The organism is Rhizobacter terrae, from assembly GCF_003852895.1.
Taxonomy (GTDB): Bacteria; Pseudomonadota; Gammaproteobacteria; order Burkholderiales; family Burkholderiaceae_C; genus Albitalea; species Albitalea terrae.
This window is the reverse complement of sequence record NZ_QUSW01000008.1, coordinates 130957-148336: the sequence shown is the minus strand read 5'-3', so window position 1 is coordinate 148336 and position 17380 is coordinate 130957. Positions and strand designations below refer to the sequence as shown.

At 67.4% G+C, this 17380-nt stretch carries 14 protein-coding genes; 7 read left to right on the top strand and 7 right to left on the bottom strand.

What is annotated here, in order from left to right:
- Positions 1 to 1128, bottom strand: coding sequence for a PA0069 family radical SAM protein (locus DZC73_RS24245; protein ID WP_124542955.1), 1128 nt, complete (start codon positions 1126 to 1128; stop codon positions 1 to 3).
- Positions 1129 to 1254: 126 nt separating this feature from the next.
- On the opposite strand from DZC73_RS24245, the gene DZC73_RS24240 reads away from it, so the two are divergent.
- Positions 1255 to 2163 (top strand): class I SAM-dependent methyltransferase, encoded by a 909-nt coding sequence (locus DZC73_RS24240; protein ID WP_161974720.1) that lies wholly within the window; start codon positions 1255 to 1257, stop codon positions 2161 to 2163.
- Between the two features lie 6 nt (positions 2164 to 2169).
- Here DZC73_RS24240 and DZC73_RS24235 read toward each other — a convergent pair whose 3' ends face one another.
- On the bottom strand, positions 2170 to 3603 hold the full coding sequence (locus DZC73_RS24235) for an undecaprenyl-phosphate glucose phosphotransferase (protein ID WP_124542953.1): 1434 nt from the start codon (positions 3601 to 3603) through the stop codon (positions 2170 to 2172).
- A 496-nt stretch (positions 3604 to 4099) separates the two neighbouring features.
- Here DZC73_RS24235 and DZC73_RS24230 point away from each other — a divergent pair, with 496 nt between their 5' ends.
- The 6 genes from DZC73_RS24230 to DZC73_RS24205 are packed head-to-tail and all read left to right on the top strand — an operon-like array spanning position 4100 to position 10803.
- Positions 4100 to 5170, top strand: coding sequence for a glycosyltransferase family 2 protein (locus DZC73_RS24230; protein WP_124542952.1), 1071 nt, complete (start codon positions 4100 to 4102; stop codon positions 5168 to 5170).
- Positions 5163 to 6386 (top strand): glycosyltransferase family 4 protein, encoded by a 1224-nt coding sequence (locus tag DZC73_RS24225; protein ID WP_124542951.1) that lies wholly within the window; start codon positions 5163 to 5165, stop codon positions 6384 to 6386. The genes DZC73_RS24230 and DZC73_RS24225 overlap by 8 nt, the downstream gene beginning before the upstream one ends.
- A complete protein-coding gene (locus tag DZC73_RS24220) occupies positions 6383 to 7342 on the top strand; it encodes a glycosyltransferase (protein ID WP_161974719.1) in 960 nt (319 codons plus the stop codon). Before DZC73_RS24225 ends, DZC73_RS24220 begins: the two co-directional genes overlap by 4 nt.
- Positions 7343 to 7400: 58 nt before the next feature.
- Complete coding sequence (locus DZC73_RS24215; protein WP_124542949.1) at positions 7401 to 8471, top strand: glycosyltransferase family 4 protein; 1071 nt, start codon at positions 7401 to 7403, stop codon at positions 8469 to 8471.
- Complete coding sequence (locus DZC73_RS24210) at positions 8468 to 9622, top strand: glycosyltransferase family 4 protein (protein ID WP_124542948.1); 1155 nt, start codon at positions 8468 to 8470, stop codon at positions 9620 to 9622. Before DZC73_RS24215 ends, DZC73_RS24210 begins: the two co-directional genes overlap by 4 nt.
- Positions 9619 to 10803, top strand: a complete 1185-nt coding sequence (locus tag DZC73_RS24205; RefSeq protein ID WP_124542947.1) for a hypothetical protein — start codon at positions 9619 to 9621, stop codon at positions 10801 to 10803. Before DZC73_RS24210 ends, DZC73_RS24205 begins: the two co-directional genes overlap by 4 nt.
- A 2-nt stretch (positions 10804 to 10805) precedes the next feature.
- On the opposite strand, the gene DZC73_RS24200 is transcribed toward DZC73_RS24205, so the two are convergent.
- Genes DZC73_RS24200 through DZC73_RS24180 form a run of 5 tightly spaced genes read right to left on the bottom strand, consistent with a single transcriptional unit; the run spans position 10806 to position 17344 of the window.
- Positions 10806 to 11486: an LbetaH domain-containing protein gene (locus DZC73_RS24200; protein ID WP_124542946.1), complete on the bottom strand. Its 681-nt coding sequence runs from the start codon at positions 11484 to 11486 to the stop codon at positions 10806 to 10808.
- 49 nt (positions 11487 to 11535) lie between these two features.
- A complete protein-coding gene (locus DZC73_RS24195; protein ID WP_124542945.1) occupies positions 11536 to 12663 on the bottom strand; it encodes an aminotransferase class III-fold pyridoxal phosphate-dependent enzyme in 1128 nt (375 codons plus the stop codon).
- Entirely contained in the window at positions 12660 to 14141 is a 1482-nt protein-coding gene (locus DZC73_RS24190) for a lipopolysaccharide biosynthesis protein (RefSeq protein ID WP_161974718.1), read from the bottom strand. The genes DZC73_RS24195 and DZC73_RS24190 overlap by 4 nt, the downstream gene beginning before the upstream one ends.
- A 23-nt stretch (positions 14142 to 14164) precedes the next feature.
- A complete protein-coding gene (locus tag DZC73_RS24185; RefSeq protein WP_124542943.1) occupies positions 14165 to 16315 on the bottom strand; it encodes an alpha-L-arabinofuranosidase C-terminal domain-containing protein in 2151 nt (716 codons plus the stop codon).
- Positions 16316 to 16354: 39 nt separating this feature from the next.
- On the bottom strand, positions 16355 to 17344 hold the full coding sequence (locus DZC73_RS24180; RefSeq protein WP_124542942.1) for an NAD-dependent epimerase/dehydratase family protein: 990 nt from the start codon (positions 17342 to 17344) through the stop codon (positions 16355 to 16357).
- Positions 17345 to 17380 lie beyond the last annotated feature (36 nt).

Sequence of the window (17380 nt, the reverse complement as noted above, 5' to 3'; positions counted from 1 at the left end):
TCAGAACAGCTCGCCCTGCCCGTTCTTCGAGGGCGGCCGTGGCCGCTTGAACCGGGTGAGGTCCAACTCCACCCGCGTGCGGTTCAGCCCCAGCCTGGCGGTGGCCTTGCTGTAGCGCTGGTGCAGCAGTTGCGCCCACACGCCCTCGCCTTTCAATCGGGCACCGAACTTCGCGTCGTAGTCCTTGCCGCCTCGCATCTCGCGAACGCGCGCCATGACGCGTGCGGCACGCTCGGGGAAGTGCTGGTCCAGCCACTGCTGGAAGATGGGGTTCACCTCCCAGGGCAGGCGCAGCACGATGGAGAAGGCCGAGGTGGCGCCCGCATCGGCCGCCGCTTCGAGGATCTTCTCCAGCTCCGGCTCGTTGATGAAGGGAATGATCGGCGACACGCTCACGCCCACCGGCACGCCCGCCTTGGCCAGCGCCTCGATGGTCTTGAGCCGCCTGTGGGGCGCCGCGGCTCGAGGCTCCAGGATGCGCGCCAGCTCGGGGTCGAGCGAGGTGATGGAGACGTAGATGGCCACCAGCCGCTTCTGCGCCATCGGCGCCACCAGGTCGAGGTCCCGCTCGATGCCCGATGACTTCGTGACCATGGAAAACGGATGCTCGCATTCGGACAGCACCTCGATCACCGAGCGCGTGATGCGCAGCTTGCGCTCGATGGGCTGGTAGGCGTCGGTGGCCGCGCCGATGTTGAGCATCAGCGGCTCGTAGCTCTTGCTGGCGAGGGCTTCGCGCAGCTTCTCTGCTGCATTCACCTTCGCGATGATCTTGGTCTCGAAGTCCAGCCCCGGCGACATGTTGAGGTAGCTGTGCGTGGGCCGGGCGAAGCAGTACACGCAGCCGTGCTCGCAGCCTCGGTAAGGATTGACCGAGAGGTCGAAGCCGATGTCGGGCGACTCGTTGCTGGACAGCACGGACTTCACCCGCTCCTCGATGATCTGCGTGGCCGGCGGCAGGTGCTCCTCGGTCGCTTCCTGCTCGGCCGTGCCCCAGCCGTCGTCGAAACTCTCGCTCACCTGCGAGGAGTAGCGATGCTCGATCGCCCAGGCTGTGCCCCGGCCCTTCACAGGCGCGCTGCCCGCAGGCGCTTCGGAAACGAGGCGAATGGTTTTGCCGTGACGCATACTGTGAATATATACAGTATCTTCTGGCATGCCAACTGCATGGCATGCGCCAAGCGGCGACATCCGTCACAGGGCGCACCGCAGTGCGCCGATACACTGCGCAGCCATCAAGTCGGGAAGGGTTCCATGGTCTACAAGAGCTTCCGCCTGGGCGGACTTAAGCTGTCCGTCAATGCAGATCGGGCAGGCGCCGGCGTGGCCATCTCGTTCAGCGGCGGGGCCTGGAATTCCTTCGTGAACAAGGTTCGCGGACCGCGCCCTCCGGCGGCCGATGCGCAGGCCCAGACCATGCCGGCAGCAGCCGCCAAGGCGCCCTCCACCCTCGAAGAGGAAGTGGCCTCGCAGTACTGGTACCACACCATCGACCTCGGCAACGGGCTGCGCACGCCCGGCCAATTCGACCATGGCCCGCTCATCGACCGCTATCAGTTGCCGACCAGCCTGGCCGGCAAGCGAGTGCTCGACGTGGCCACCTTCGACGGCTTCTGGGCCTTCGAGTTCGAGCGGCGCGGGGCGGCCGAAGTCATCGCGCTGGACCTGGACAAGCCAGCCGACCTCGACTGGCAACCCGCCCTGCTCGCCAGGGCCACGCCAGAGCAGCTGGCCGTGCGCTTCGGCAAGGGCTTCGAGCTCGCCAAGCGCGAGCTGAAGTCCAAGGTGCAGCGCGTCGCCTGCAACGTGTACGACCTGCATCCCGACAAGTTCGGCATGTTCGACATCGTGCACGCCGGCGACTTCCTGCTGCACATCAACAGCCCGGTGAAGGCCTTGCAGAACATGGCCCACGTCTGCCGCGAGTACGCCATCATCTCGGACGTCTACTTCCCCGAGCTGGAACACTTCGGCGGCATGCCGTTGATGGAGTACCGCGGAGGACGCGACGACGTGACCTGGTGGCGCTTCAGCCTCGCCGCGCTACAGCAGATGGTGAAGGACGCCGGCTTCAGCCGCGTCGAACTCGTGACCACCTTCCGCTACGGGCAGCGCAACATGCCCGAGAACATGCATCACGCCGTGCTGAAGGCCTACAAGTAGCCGAATTCAGTAGGCGTTGGGATCGTCGAGGACTTTGAAGATGGTCATCCAGAGAATCTTGATGTCCAGCTTCAGCGACCAGTAGTTGATGTACTCCAGGTCGCAGCGAATGCGATTGAGCATCTTCTCCGGCGTGTCCGTCTCGCCGCGGAAACCATTGACCTGCGCCCACCCCGTGATGCCCGGGCGCACCTTGTGCCTGAGCATGTAGTTGTCGATGAGCTTGCGCTGCGTCTCGTTGAGCGCCACCGGGTGCGGGCGCGGCCCCACCAGCGACATGCGGCCTTGCAGCACGTTGATGATCTGCGGCAGTTCATCGAGCGACGTGCGGCGCAGGAAGGCGCCCAGCGGGGTGATGCGCACGTCGTTCTTCGTGGCCTGCTTGAACTCGTTCTTGCCGTCCTCCACCGTGGTCATGGAGCGGAACTTGTAGATCTCGAACTCCTTGCCGTCCAGGCCGTAGCGGCGCTGGCGGAAGATGACCGGCCCGCGCGAGGTGGTCTTGATCGCCACCGCGATGCACAGCAGCGGCACCGCGATGAGGGTGAGGATCAGCGACGACATCACGATGTCAAAGAGCCGCTTGGAGGCGCCCTCGAAACCGCGGTGAGGCGTGTCCATCAGGCTCACCATGGGCATTCCGCCCAGCACTTCCCAGCTCGCATGCAGCAGGCCGAAGGCGGAGAAGTCGGGCACGAAGAGGATCTGCACCATCGAGTCGCGCAGGCGGTCGACCACCTGCTGGATGCGCAGCTCCGCGCGCAGCGGCAGCACGATGTAGACCACGTCGATCTCGCCGCGCTCCACGCGCTGGATGAGCACATCGATGCCGCCATCGAGCTTCATCTCGGGATGGGTGCGCGAGGCCTGCGGTGCACGGTCGTCGTAGATGCCGGCGACGACCATGCCCATCCAGGTGCTGCGGCGCATCAGGCCGGCGATGCTGTGGCCCGTCTCGTTGGCGCCCACGATGGCCGCGGTGCGGAAGTTGCGCCCATTGCGGCGCAGCGTGCGCAGCACCAGCCGAGACACCACGCGCGTGCCGAGCATCAACACCATGACGGTGAAGCCCCACAGCGGCAGCAGCGAACGCGGCACGTCGGGCGCAGGGTCGAAGAAGTAGAGCACGGCGGCCAGCAGCAGCATGGACACGGCCCAGCACGACACCGCCCGCTCCAGCTCCGTTCGAAGCGGCGACACGCGCCACGAGCGGTACAGCGTCCATTGGCCTGCAGCCGCGGTGAAGAAGCCCACGGCCAGCAGGCCGATCGTCAGGTGCCGGTCATGCCAGCTCACACCGACCCATTGCTCGGTGATCCACAGGCCCGCCAGAATCCATGCGGCATCGACGATGCGCAAGAGATCGACCAGGGTGGCGCCGTGGCTGTGAACCCAGCCCCGGCGATGGCCGTGGCGCCGCTGCAGTTCCGACTGTTCCATCTAGAGTGACCTCCAAACGGCTGCCGCGTCGGGCGCCGCCCCTTTGTTCTTGAAAGCAAGTGTTCTGCCAACGCGGTGACTGCTCGGGCAACTGGCCCCGGCCGCGTCCTGCACCGAATATCGTTGACACGATGCGAAAGCGCCATCCCTGGCTCGTGGGATCGCAGCACCGCGGACTGCCTGTGTCGATGTCGAATTGTCACTGCGACCATGACAAGGTGATTGCGAACCATTCCTCACAACGGCCTGTTTTGTGGGATGGCGCGGGGCTTGCGTTGCGCTGTAGCGTCCTGCACGCAAATCCAGACACATGCACGGTTTTCGATCCACCCCTCATTCAAGGCCCGCCGAAGTGGTGCACTGGCGGGTCATTGACGGGCAGAATCTCGCGCCAGACACCGCTGCCCCGCCCTTGACCGCTGGCCGTCACCGGACTCGTTGACAATGCGGCCCGCGCTTCCCGTCCCACCCCGCGTCCCACCCCGACCATCCAGCCATGACCAGCGTTGAACCCGTCGGTGCCCGCCAGGCGCCGGTCACCGTGGTGATCCCCACCTACAACCGCGCTGCGGACCTGCAGCGCGCGCTGCGCAATCTGGGCGCCCAGTCCGCCGGTCGGCTGCAGGTGGTCATCGTGGACAACAGCTCGACCGACAACACCAAGGAAGTCATCGAAGGGCTCATGCCCTCGTGGGAAGGCCGGCTGCGCTACATCCGCAAGAAGCCCGAAGGCCCCGCGGCCGCACGCAACACCGGCATGGCTGCCGCGACCACGCCCTACGTGCTCTTCCACGACAGTGACGTGGAGCTGACTCCCGACTGGGTGGAGCGCGCGCTGGCCCACCTGGAGGCCGATGCGTCGCTGGGTGCCGTGGGCGGCTACATCGTCTATGCCTTCGAGCCCGGCCGCGTCAATGCCTATGGCGGCGACCTGGGCCGCATGGGCCTGGCCTGGGACATCGGCGAAGGCAGCCTGCTGGATTCGAAGCAAGGCAGCGCGCCGCGCATCTGGATCAACTGCTCGGCCATGCTGGCCCGCGTGCCGGCAGTGCAGCAGGCCGGCGGCTTCGACGAGACCTTCTTCTACGGCTACGAAGACTCTGACGTCGGCTGGCGGCTGAACATCACCGGCCACCGCGTGGCGGTGTTCCCCGACCTCGTCGCACGTCACCACGTGGAGCCTTCGCCGGGCGGTGCACATGCCGAGATCGTCTTCCACTACTGCAAGAACCGCCTGCGTTCGGTCCTGCGCAACGCGGGCGGCTTCAACTTCTGGGTCATGACCCTGGGCTATGCCGCCTACACGCTGCTGGACCTCATTGCCCGCGGTCCGCGTGGCGCGAAGCTGCGCGCCTTGCGCTGGAACCTGGCCCGCTGGGGCGAGACCATGGCCCTGCGCCGCACGCTGCAGGTGCAGCGAAAAGTGGCCGATGCCGACATCTTCGCCCTGGGTGAGCGGCGCTGGCTGCCGCCCACGCCGCTGGGCGGCCAGCGCCGACGCCCTGTGGAATCCGCCGCCTCCACCTCGCCGCGCGGCGCGGCACCGGTGTCCGACGACCGTGTGTAGCGCGCTGGCCCATGCGCCGGCGCCACCCGCCGGCGCCTCGCCCCTGCCCGCCTGCGAGCCGATGCACGTGGTGGTGACGAACCCGTTCGCCTGGCCCCATGTGCGCCGCGGCGCGGAACGGCTGCTCAACGACCTGGCCGCCTGGCTGCGCTCGCGCGGCCACCGCGTCACCGTGTTTGCCATGGGCCCGCAGGACGCCGAGGAGGACCGCGACGGCGTGCGCTACGTCTTCATGCGCGAACGCATGCGCAGCTCGCGGCGCCAGCTCAACAGTCTGCACTATTTCGCCTGGCGGCTGCAGCGCGAACTCAAGGGCATCGAGGCCGATGCCGTGTTCTGCCTCAACTACTTCGATGCCTATGCAGCCCTGCAGGCGCGGCCTCAGGCGCCCAAGCCTTATCGCATCGTCTTCCAGGCCGTGGGCATTCCCACGCGCCGCTATTTCCGCGCTGTGCCGCTGGACGCGTGGTTCATCCGCCGCGTATTGCGCGAGGCCGACGCCACCGTCTCGCTGAGCAGCTTCGCGCGCGACCTGCTGCAAAGCGACTTCGGCTGCCGCTCGCTGGTGCTGCCGCCACCGGTGATGACGCACGACTTCTCCAAGCTGGAGGCCGTGGTTCCTGAAGGCGGCCCCATCGTGCTCTTCGTGGGCGACCTCGACGAGCCGCGCAAGGGCGTGCGGGCGCTGTGCATGGCCTTCGATCTCGTGAAGCAGGTCCATCCCGACGCGCAACTGGTGCTGGCCGGCCGCGCCAGCGATGCCACGCGCCAGATGCTGCTCGCGCTGCCGCGCGTGGCGGCGCATGCATCGAGCATCCGCTTCCACGGCGTGGGCGGCGTGCACGACCTGCCGGACCTGTATCGCCAGGCCTCGGTCACCGTGCTGCCCTCGGTGTGGGAAGCCTTCGGCCTCGTGCTCGTCGAGTCGCTGGCCGCCGGCACGCCGCTGGTGGGTGCGCAGCATGCGGGCATCGTGGACATCATCGACAGCCCGATGGTCGGCCGCATGTTCGACCCCGGCCGATTCGAGCTTCAGACCGACAACATCGCCGGCCTCGCGCAGGCCATCCTCGACGTGCTGGTCCAGGGCAAGACGCCCGAGGTGATCGCCGCCTGCCGTGCCCGCGCCGAATGCTTCAGCTGGGATGCGCTGGGCCCCGCCTACGAACAGGCCTTGCTGCCCCAGGGCGCGCAACGCCGCACCGCCTCGACATGATCCTCGCCAGCGTCGTCATTCCCACCCACAACCGGCGCGTGCTGCTGCAGCGCTTGTTGCGCTCGCTCGCGGCACAGACGCTGCCCAGCGACCAGTTCGAAGTCCTCATCGTCCACAACCACACCGCCGACGGCACCGAAGAGATGGCGCGCGAGTGGTGCGCGCAGCAGCCGTTCAAGGCCCGCTACTTCCCGAAGAACTACAACGGCCCGACACGCTCGCGCGAGTTCGGGGCGCGCTCGGCCGAAGGCCGATACGTGGTGTTCATCGACGATGACTGCATCGCCACGCCCGACTGGCTGGCCCAGGGCATCGCGGCCTTCGATGCGAAGAGCGACGCGCCCATCGGCCTCGTGCAGGGCATGACCACGCCGATGCCGGACCAGCCGCAGCGCTTTCCGTTCAAGACCATCAACATCGTCGAGCCGACGGTGTTCTTCGAGACCTGCAACATCTTCTATCGCAAGGAAGCCTTCGAGAAGGTGGGCGGCTTCTCCGAGGACTTCCTCGACCGCTTCTACGGCGAGGACACCGACCTCGGCTGGAAGGTGACGCAAGGCGGCTACGCGGCCGGCTTCGCGCCCGGCGCTCTGGCGCACCACGAGGTCTTCCAGGTGACCTTCAAGCAATGGCTGGCCGAGCCGCTGCATTTCAAGAACCTGCCCTACCTCGTCAAGAAGTACCCGGCGCTGCGCGAGCGCATGTTCGCCCACTACTTCCTGACGCGCGACACCTGCTTCTTCAACCTGCTGTGGCTGGCGGTGCTGCTGTCGCCGTTGAGCGCGTGGGCGGGGTTGCTGGCCCTGCCCTACTTCATCGAGCGCCTGCGCGGCGGCAGCCACGTGGGCGGCTGGAAGCTGCGCATCCTGCGCGTCATTGCCGGGCTGCCGCGCAACCTGTTCATGTGGTGGGCGCTGCTGCGTGGCTCGCTGAGAGCCAGGACGGTGTTGCTGTGAGCGCCGCACGGCCGCCCGAAAGCGCTCGCGCCGCAGTGCGAAGCACGGAGGCTTCTCAATGAGCACCACACGCCCCTTGCGCGTGCTGATGGTGCACGAGCGCTTCCCGCCCGACTACGCCGGGGGCGGCGAGTACTTCGTGCTCGAAACGGCGCGGCACCTGCAGCAGCGCGGCCATCGCGTGGACGTGCTCACCTGCGGCGACCCGTCCATCACGCATTTCGAGGGCATCCGCACCACGCGGCTGCCGATGTCACGCTACCGCTTCAACTTCGCGTGGAAGACGGTGGCCGAGCACGCGCGCGACGCCGACATCATCCAGACCTTCTCCTACCACGCGACCTATCCGTCCTTCCGCGCTGGCCGAGCGCTCAACAAGCCCGTGGTCTGCGGCGTGCTCGCGCTCTTCGACGAGGTGTGGCGCGAGATGCGCGGCCCTGTCGTCGGCCGCATGTTCCAGCGCATGGAGCGCTTCCTGCTCGGCCTGCCGCTGGACCGCCGCGTGTTCATCAGCGACGGCTCGCGCGAGGTGGCCCGCAAGCTGGGCCTGGCGCGCGACGAGGACGTGGTGCTGGAGCCCGGCATCAGCCTGGCGGACTACCGCAGCGCGCCGGACAAGCACGACGTGGTCTTCTCCGGCAAGCTGGACGTGCGCAAGGGCATCGATGCCGTGCTGCAGGCGGCCACTCGGCTGCCGCATGTGCCGTTCCGAATCATCGGCTGGGGCGAGCGCTTCGACGAGATCGCGCAGGCTAAACCGGCCAACGTACAGCTCGAACGCTTCCGCGACCGCAGCCACCTTGCCGAAGTGCTGGGCCGCGCGCGCATCTTCCTGTTCCCATCGAAGGCCGAGACCTTCGGGCTGGTGGTGGCCGAAGCCATGGCCTCGGGCTGCGCCGTCGTCTCCACCTTGCCCATTCCCTTCGAGGGCGTGCACCTGCGCGAAGCGGATGCCGAATCGGTCACGGACGCCGTCAAGCGCCTGTGGTCTGATCCCGACGCCTGCCGCGCAGCAGGCATCGCCAACGAACGCGCGGCCCAGCGCTACAGCTGGCCGCACCACGTCGAACAGCTCGAAGGCATCTACCTCGAACTGCTGCGTCAACATTCCAAGAACACACGCTCATGAGAGTCGCGCTATACCACCCCTGGATCTACCTCAAGAGCGGCCTGGAACGCACCATCCTCGAGATCGCCAAGCGCAGCCGGCATGAGTGGGACATCTACACCAGCCACTACGACGCCGAGGGCACCTACCCCGAGCTGAAGCAGCACCACGTGCAGGAGGTCAACCGCGTCTCCGTGCAGCGCAGCTATGGCGCGGTGCTGGGCGCTTCCATGAACATCGCCCGCACGCGGCTGGCCACCGACAAGGTCGATGCGCTGGTGGTGTGCTGCGACGGCGTGGGCAGCTTCGTCACCCTGCGCAACGGGCAGGTGCCGGCCATCAACCTGTGCTTCACGCCGCTGCGCGCGGTGTACGACGAGGAATACCGCAAGCGCCACCTCGAACGCCAGGGCGGACGCCGCTGGATGGCCTTGCTGATGGAAAAAGGCTACCGCTGGATGGACCGCTGGCTGTGGCGCCGCTACGACCGCGTGGTGTGCATCAGCGAAACGGTACGCGACCGTTCCGTGGCCGGCGGCCTGGGCGAGGCCGCGTCCATGGACGTGCTCTACCCCGGCGTGGACGGGTCGCGCATCCAGGCCAGCGACACCTTCGAGCACTTCTTCTTCCTGCCCGGCCGCATCATGTGGACGAAGAACATCGAGCTGGGCATCGAGGCCTTCCTGATGTTCAAGCGCGCGACCGGCTCCGACTGGAAGCTGGTGATCGCCGGCATGGTGGACCACAAGGGCCAGGAGTACTTCGCCAGGCTCAAGGAACTCACCGGCGGCGACGACAGCATCACCTTCCACGTCGGCCCGTCCGATGCGCAGATGCAGGACTACTACACCCGCTGCGGGGCCTCGCTGTTCACGGCCTTCAACGAAGACCTGGGCCTCACGCCGATGGAAGCCATGGCGCGAGGCAAGCCGGTGATCGCCGTGAACCGTGGCGGACCGCGCGAGGTGGTGGAGCACCAGGTCAGCGGCTACCTCGTCAACGCCGATCCGCAGAGCTTCTCGGTGGCGATGGAACTGCTCACGCAAGACGAGAGCCGCCTTCGCCGCATGGGCCAGGCCGGGCTGGAACGCGTCAAGCGCTTCACCTGGGACAAGCTGGTCAGCGGGCTGGATGACGTGATCGACCAGGCGGTGGCAGGCCGCAAGCGATGAACGACCTGGCCGCGCCCGAGCTGGTCGCCGGCGCCGTGGATGGCGACCCAAGCGCGCCCGTGGCGGCGCGGCTGCTCGTCATCGTCTCGGGCGACTACGGCGAGCTGGGCGGGGCCATGTACTTCCTCAACGGCCTGAGGCTGGCGACGCCGGCCACGGTGCTGCTGCCCGCATCCTTGCGCCAGTCGCAGTCGCCCATCGACGGCATCGCACCGCGGGTGTACGACAGCCTGGACGACATCGTGCGCGTGGTCGACGAGCTGCGGCCGGACATCGCCATGATGTTCTGCGGCTACCTGCTCACCATCGGGCGGCGGCTCACGCTGCTCAAGGCCTGGCGCCTGCGGCGGCTGCTGCGGCAGCGCGGCATCCGCGTGGTCACGAGCGACCCGTTCCTCGGCATGCTCGACAGCCCGAAGTCGCTGCGCTTCGCGGACATCCTGCGCGGGTCGTCCACCGGCGAAGCGGGCCTGGCCGTCCGGCTGCTGGCGCGGGCACTGTCGCTGCGGCTGTACCTCATGGGGCGGCTGTTCCGCCACGACCTGCACATCTATCCTGCTCCGGTGGATGCGATGGCGCCGGGACGCAGGCTGCCCTACTTCAACGCCAGCCGTCCGAAGCCGGCCACGCATGCAGCCGATGGCGCATGGCTGTTCGTGCTCTCGCAGATCGACCACCAGATGCAATGCAAGCGCTGGGGCGTGGAGCGCTTCCATGAGCTGCTGGCGGCAAGACTGTCGGACGCTGCGGCCAGCGGTGCGAGGGTCTGCCTGATCGGGCCGGCCGGCGTGGTGAAGGCACTCACCGGGCGCGTGCCAGCCAACGTCGAACTCGACAGCGCGGCGTCCTACCGCGACTTCATGCAGCGCCTGTCGCTGGCCCGCTACGCCTTCTTCTGGAACCACTACTCCTTCTCGATCATCCACCGCGTGATCGCCAGGCAGGTGGTGTTCTTCTTCGATGAAGGCCACATGGTGAGCATCCTGCCCAGCCTGCGCGACACCGGCATCCAGACCTTCTATGGCGGTTGGACGCCGCCGTCGCTGTCGATGGAGCAACGGCTGGATAGCGCCGACCTGGTGTCACGCGAGACGGACACCCTGGCGCAATTCGAGCGCATCACGCGGCGGCTGGAGAGCGGGCTGAAGCCCTCAGAGTTGATCGAGCACGTCGCTTCGTGAGCTCACGAAATCAGCGGGATGTTGCGGATGCGAAGGCTTGAAACGCGCGACGGCTTGCTGCGTGCGCCTCGATAAACCTCATAGTCCTTCGTGTCCTGCGTGATCAGCGCCCCCGCGCCGATGAGGTTGTGGCTGCCCACCTGCACGAACGGCGCCACCGTCGCATTCAGGCCCACGAAGCTGTAGTCGCCGATCGTCGTCGAGTCGCCGATCACCGCCGACGTGATCCACACGTGCTCGCCGATGCGCACCTTCAGCGCGATGCGCGAGTTGCTCCACACGATGGTGTCGGCGCCGATCTCCACGTCCGGGTGGATGTTCACCTGGTCCATGATCATCACGTTGGGCCGCGCCACGAAGCCCTTGGGCACGCGTGCCAGCGGGCTCACGTAGGAGGCCAGCGTGAAGCCGTCCTTCTGGACCTGCTCCACCTTCTGCGCCCGCAGCGTGTTGATCTTGCCGACGCCCACCGCCACGAACAGCTCGGCGCCTTCGCGCAAGGGGCTGGCCAGCAAGTCCTCGTAGGCCATGACCGGCAGCCCGCGGAACTCCGTGCGTCCTTCGACGTACGCCGCATCCACCGTGAACCCGCAGACCTCGTAGCCGCTGTCCTCCTCGCCGAAGAAGTGGTGGCACATTTCCGCGAAATTTCCCGTGCCGAAGATGAACAGTCGTTTCTTCATGCGTCTTCTCCTTGCGGGCCCCCGCCCCGTGTGTCATTCCTCGCTGGTCTCAGGCTGCCTTCACGATGGCCGCTTCAGCGGCTTGTTCGATGGCGCCGCAGGCCCGGTCGAGGTCGTCCAGTCCGATCGTGGCTGCCGGCAGCAAGCGGATGCATCGCCCGTGCGAACTCGCCAGCACGCCCTGTACACGGATGCCCTCCAGCGCCTTGGGCATGTCCACGCGCGGCGAGGCCTCCAGCACCCACAAGGCACCACGGCCGCGCAGCGTGAAGAGATCAGTGCGAGATGCAAACCGCTGCCGCACCGTGCGGTCGATGCCAGTCACCAGCGTCGTCATGTCCAGCGCGCCCATCGCGCCCAGCGTCGCGGCCACCGTGGCGGCGGCCAGCGGGTTCCCCGAGAACGTGCTGCCCGGCAACGCGTCGGCCGCAACGCCCAGCGGTTCGCGCAACGCAATGCCCGACACCGGAAAGCCATTGCCCATGCTCTTGGCAAACAGCACGACATCGGGCCTGGCCTGCAGCGAGTCCGAATGGAAGCACGGCCCCGTCCGGTACAGCCCGGTGAGGATCTCGTCGAAGATGCACAGCGTGCCATGCGCATGGCAGGCTTCGATCAGCCGTTCGTAGAAGGCCGCGCTGCCTTCATGCCCACCGTTCGATCCCTGGATGGGTTCCACGAACAGCGCCGCGATGCGCCCGCCTGCCAGCAGCCCGGTGAGCTGCTCGACGATCTGGTCTTCCGTGGCAGTCGACACGAACGGCAGCAGGTGCATCTGCGTCGACCCCACGGGCGCATTGGCCCAGGCCAGCGCCGCCGTGGCCACCGACTTGCCATGCATGCTGCTGGCAAAGCCGACGAACTCGCGCCGCCCCGTGTGGCGCGCGGCGACGCGCATGGCGAATTCCGCGACCTCCATGCCGGTGGAATACAGGCCGCCGAAGTGATAGCCCGTGGGCAGGATGGCCTCGATGGCACTTCGGGCTTGCGCGGACGCCGGATGTTCGAAGCGGGCGCAGGCCCACAGTGAATCCGCCTGCCGCTTCAAGGCATCGGCGATGTCAGCCCGGCAATGCCCGAGGAAGACCGCGCCGAAGCCGCTCATGAGGTCGATGTACTCGCGGCCGTCGGAGGCCATCACCCGGCTGCCGGCGCCACGCACGATCTCGGTGCTCACGACAAGGCCTCCCTGCTCAATTCGGGTTCGATCGCCAGCGCCGGCAAGGCGCCCTCCGCGCGCTTGAGGTTCTGGCGGGACTCGCGTTGCTCGCGCAGCTGCGACAGCACGCCGAAGCTGAGGATCACCAGGACGCAAGCCACCGCGAACTGCAGCGCCGGGCTGGCCTCCAGCGCACTCACGCTCGCGGCGACGAGCACCGCCGGCACGAGATAAAGCACGAGACGTGCCCCGAGCATGCCGTTGCCGTGCAGCGCCGAGCGGCTCCACAGCAGCGCCAGCAAGGCGAACTCCGACACTGCATAGGCGGCCGATGCGCCCTCGGCACCATAGCGAGGCACGGCCCAGGCATTGGCCATGGCGGCGATCACCAGGGCGGCCAGGCTCATCCAGAGCATGTCGCGCTCGCGGCCGAAGGCGAGCTTGCCCACCACGAGGATGGGCGTGACCAAGGCGAAGCAGGCGCCCAGGATCTGCCAGCGCAAGCTGGGCAAGGCCGACAGCGCACCCTGGCTGTAGCGCTCGCCGTAGAGCCAGTGCAGCAGGGCCGGCGCCACCAGCACGCCGGCCGCGCCGATGGCCGCCGCCACGCCCACCAGAAGGCGCGCATGGCTGCCGAGCTGGCACACCACCTCGTCCGGTTCGCGTTCAGCCATTGCCGTCAGCGTGGCGATCAGCGGCGTGGCGAACAGCCAGGCCACGTCGCGCAAGGGCGAGACCAGCCGCTGCGCCGCGCTGTAGCTGCCCAGCGCCTCGGGGCTGGCCATGGACCAGACGAAGAAGTTGCCCGAATGCTGGGCCAGCTTGTAGAGCACGCCAGTCAGGCCGAACACGCCGGCCGCGCGCATGAGCCGGCGCCATTCGAAGTCAGGCGATGGCTTGGGCAAGGCATAGCCCAGCACGCGCCGCGCGATCACCCGGCTGCCCAGCACCTGCACGATCTCGCGCGCCACCACGGCGAACGCCACCGCGACGCCCGCGCCATGCAAGCCCACCGTGACCAGGCAGGCGATGAGGAACGCAACATGCGTGGACATCGCCAGCAAGGTGGCACGGCCGAAGGCCTGCCGAACCTGGAAGACCACGTGGTACGCGCCCAGGTGAAGCAGCCACACCGCGATGGCCAGCGCCGCCAGCAGCGCCGGCTTGTCGGCCAGCGCGAAGGGACCGAAGCCCAGCGCCACGCACAACGCCGCCAGGGCCACCGCCACCCATCGCCGCCAGGCCAGCAGCGAGGCCATGATCTGCGGCTCGTCAGCCGGTGCACGAGCCACCTCGCGCGCCGCGACGGCGGTGGTGCCCATGTCCAGCACGTCCTGCGACAGCGCGAAGATGGCGCCGATCAGCGCCACCAGCCCGAAGTCCGCTGCCGGCAGGTGCCGGCCCAGCAGTCCCGCGATGAACAGCGAGATCGCCAGCCGTGCCACCTGGGCCAGCAGCAGGATGTGCTGGCTGCGCGTGGTGGCACTGCGGGTCACGGGGTCACTCGTTGCGCGGCGTGTCAGCGGCGCAGGTCGGCCACGCTGAGCGTGGTGACGCTCAGGGGCGGCAGCTGGACGGTCAGCGGAACGCCTGCGGCCGTGGCACTCGCGCCAGGCAGGGTTCCGGATTCACGACGGATCTCGCTCGGTGCGCCGCGGCTGAACCGCGCGACTTCCACCTGCTTGCCCCACTTCAGGCCGGGCACCAGCGGCAGCTCGGTGCCGGTGTTGGCGTCCAGCGAATCCGCGCGGAGGATGTCGGTCTTGGCCGGCCCCGTCGAACGCACGCCCTTCACGACGATGTGCGCCTCCACCGCCTTGTCCTCGCTCTTGTTCACGAGGATGACCTGCATCTTGCCGCCGTCCACCGTGGCCACCGCGTCCACGAAGGGCGAGCGCTCCTGCGAGGACACCACGCCGATGGCCTTGCTGGAGAAGGTCGGCGAGGTCACGTCCGTCTGCACCAGGTTGCGGCCGAGGTTGTGGCGGTACTGGGAGAACACCAGGTACGGCGCGGTGGCCTGCCAGCCTTCCTTGCGGCGGCCCAGCCAGCCCATGAAGCCATGGTCGGTGAGCTTGAAGAAGTTGGCCATCTCCACCCGCGGGTTGCGCAGGAAGACGTTGAGCGTCGAGGCCACGTACAGCGCCGAGCCCATGGTCTTCACATGGTCGACCCAGGGGCTGTCAGGCTGCACGTGGAAGAACGGCCCCCATTCGGTCACGGCGATGCCGATGGGCTTGCCCGGCGTCTCGTACTTTGAAAGAAGCGCCGACAGCGATTGAAGATTTTGCTCGACTTGCGCAGGCGCGGCGAGCATGGAGCGGTAGACGGTCAGCGGATCGGTCTTGTCGCTCACGCCGATGACCACCGGCGCATAGGCGTTGTGCACCGACAGGAAGTCGATCTGTCCGGCCGCCTGCTTGAGGATGGTCTCGGTCCAGCGGTCGTCGTCGATGAAGTGGTAGGTGCCCTGGTTCAGGCCGCCGATGGCACCGATGCGGATGGACGGGTCCACCGCCTTCATCGCGCTGGCGTAGGACTTGTAGATGCCGGCATACTTGTCGGCCTTCATGAAGGCGCCGGAGAGGTCGCCCTTCATGTACAGCTCGTTGCCCACTTCCCACAGGCGGACCTTCGGACCCTGGACCTGGTTCATGGTCCTGACCCAGTCAGCCGCCTCCGCCGCGGTGCCCGTGCCGGCGTTGACCGTGAGCAGCAGTTCCGCGCCCGCGGCCTTGGCCACCGCCGCCACCTCTTCGGTGCCGAAGCTGTGGCGCGACTTCGGGCCGTTGGGGTGGTGTTCGGTGGTCGGCCGCTTGTCCTGCGGGCCCATGCCGTCGCGCCAGTGGTAGGTGTCGGAGAAGACGCCACCGGGGAAACGCAGGACCGTCGGGCCGAGTTCCTTGACCAGGCGCACGCCCTCGGGATCCAGCGAATTCGCGCTGGCCGACCACAGGCCCTGGCCGTCGAAGATCCATTCGACGTTGGTGCCGTAGATGGTGGCCGGGATGGTGCGCACGGTGCGGGCGGCATCGATGCTGATGTCGACCTTCATGGCCGCGGCCGTGGTGATCGGTGCGACCGTGGGCGCCACCGCAGCGCCCTTGGCCGCCGGTGCGGCTGCCCCTTCGGGCTCCATGGACACGCCGTCGAACCAGGCCTTGCCGCTCGTGCCCGCCACGATGGCATAGACGATCAGGTTGTCTGCCGAATCGGGCACCGCCAGCACCTGCTGCTGCGGCAGCAGCGCGCCGCCGGAGGCGCCTTGCTTCAGCTGGACGAAGCCGAGGTCGCCCTTCTTGCCCAGTGCATGAACACCGACGATGGCCGTGGCGCCGCCTTCGGCACCCAGCTTGGCCTGCACGACGATGCGCTTGCCGCGGTAGGCCGCGGCATCGAGCAACTGGCCCACGCCCAGCGGCTTGTCGCCGCCGTTGCGCGAATTGGGCGCCAGCTGCAGCACGCGCTGGCCGCCCACATCGGCCATGCGCGCCTCGCCCTTGTCCTTCACGGCGGCATCGAGGTTCCAACCCGCCGGCAGGCTGCCGGCAGTCTGGTCGAAACTGCCATTGACCAGGGCAGCACTGCCCACGGCCAGGGACGACAACGGAAGCGCCAGCAGCAACGATGCCGCCAGCGCGAGGACACGCCAGGACTTCTTCGGTGTCATGTCAACCTCGCACGAATCAGGAAGGGATGGACTGTGCCATCACGCCGCCTGGGTCCCGCGGAAATAGTTGAGATACCAGTCGATGGTTTCCTTGAGGCCCTCTTCGATCGTGATGTGCGAAGACCAGCGGAGCATCTCGCGTGCCTTGGCCGAGCTGAGGTACTGGTGCGGGATCTCCCCCTTGGCCTCGTTGAGCACCTCGGGCTGCAGGTCGCTCTTCATCAGCTTGAGGATGAGGCGTGTGATGTCCAGGACGGTGAGCTGGCTTTCCGTGCTGTAGTTGAAGGCATGGCCATGGATGTCCTTGTTCTCCATGGCTTCGGCCAGGTGGAGATAGAACAAGGCCACGTCGCGCACGTAGACATAGTCGCGGATCAGCGTGCCGTCGCTGCGGATCACCGGGCGCTTGCCTTCGGCCACCGAGCGGATGGTGCCCGGCACGATGCGGCTGAAGTTCAGGTCGCCTCCGCCGAAGAAGTTGCCGCAGCGCGTGATGCACACCGGCGTGCCGTAGGTGTTGTGGTAGGTCTGCGAGATGAGGTCCGTGCAGCTCTTGGACACGTCGTAGGGGTGCATGCCCTGCAGCGGCATGCCTTCGTCATACGGCAGCTTGGGCTGCTCGCCATAGGCCTTGTCGCTGGACGCCACCACGATGCGCTTGACCGTCGACACCTGGCGGCAGGCCTCGAGCAGGTTCCACGAGCCGCGGATGTTGGCCTCGAAGGTGGACACCGGGTTGCGGTTGGCGATGCCCACGATGGGCTGCGCGCCCAGGTGCAGCACCGTGTCGATCTCGTACTCGTTGATCGCGCGGGTCAAGAGCGGCAGGTCTTCCAGCGCGCCGAACACGGTGAAGTTCAGGCCGGCACCCGGGATGAGGCTGTCCTTGCCCGTCTTGGACACGTCGCGCACGAGGCCCACCACGTTCGCGCCGCGCTTGTTCAGCTCGGACGTGACCCAGCTGCCCAGGAAGCCGGACGCGCCGGTGACGAAGACGTTGCGGTTCTGCCAGAAAGTGTTTTGAGTCATGGTCTGTTCCCTCTCTTGTGATGTGTGCTGGTGCTT

What these genes read in the sequence shown, in the direction of transcription:
- DZC73_RS24245 (WP_124542955.1), bottom strand. Translation starts at nt 1,128, where the DNA reads ATGCGTCACGGCAAAACCATTCGCCTCGTTTCCGAAGCGCCTGCGGGC.
- DZC73_RS24240 (WP_161974720.1), top strand. Translation starts at nt 1,255, where the DNA reads ATGGTCTACAAGAGCTTCCGCCTGGGCGGACTTAAGCTGTCCGTCAAT.
- DZC73_RS24235 (WP_124542953.1), bottom strand. Translation starts at nt 3,603, where the DNA reads ATGGAACAGTCGGAACTGCAGCGGCGCCACGGCCATCGCCGGGGCTGG.
- DZC73_RS24230 (WP_124542952.1), top strand. Translation starts at nt 4,100, where the DNA reads ATGACCAGCGTTGAACCCGTCGGTGCCCGCCAGGCGCCGGTCACCGTG.
- DZC73_RS24220 (WP_161974719.1), top strand. Translation starts at nt 6,383, where the DNA reads ATGATCCTCGCCAGCGTCGTCATTCCCACCCACAACCGGCGCGTGCTG.
- DZC73_RS24215 (WP_124542949.1), top strand. Translation starts at nt 7,401, where the DNA reads ATGAGCACCACACGCCCCTTGCGCGTGCTGATGGTGCACGAGCGCTTC.
- DZC73_RS24210 (WP_124542948.1), top strand. Translation starts at nt 8,468, where the DNA reads ATGAGAGTCGCGCTATACCACCCCTGGATCTACCTCAAGAGCGGCCTG.
- DZC73_RS24205 (WP_124542947.1), top strand. Translation starts at nt 9,619, where the DNA reads ATGAACGACCTGGCCGCGCCCGAGCTGGTCGCCGGCGCCGTGGATGGC.
- DZC73_RS24200 (WP_124542946.1), bottom strand. Translation starts at nt 11,486, where the DNA reads ATGAAGAAACGACTGTTCATCTTCGGCACGGGAAATTTCGCGGAAATG.
- DZC73_RS24185 (WP_124542943.1), bottom strand. Translation starts at nt 16,315, where the DNA reads ATGACACCGAAGAAGTCCTGGCGTGTCCTCGCGCTGGCGGCATCGTTG.
- DZC73_RS24180 (WP_124542942.1), bottom strand. Translation starts at nt 17,344, where the DNA reads ATGACTCAAAACACTTTCTGGCAGAACCGCAACGTCTTCGTCACCGGC.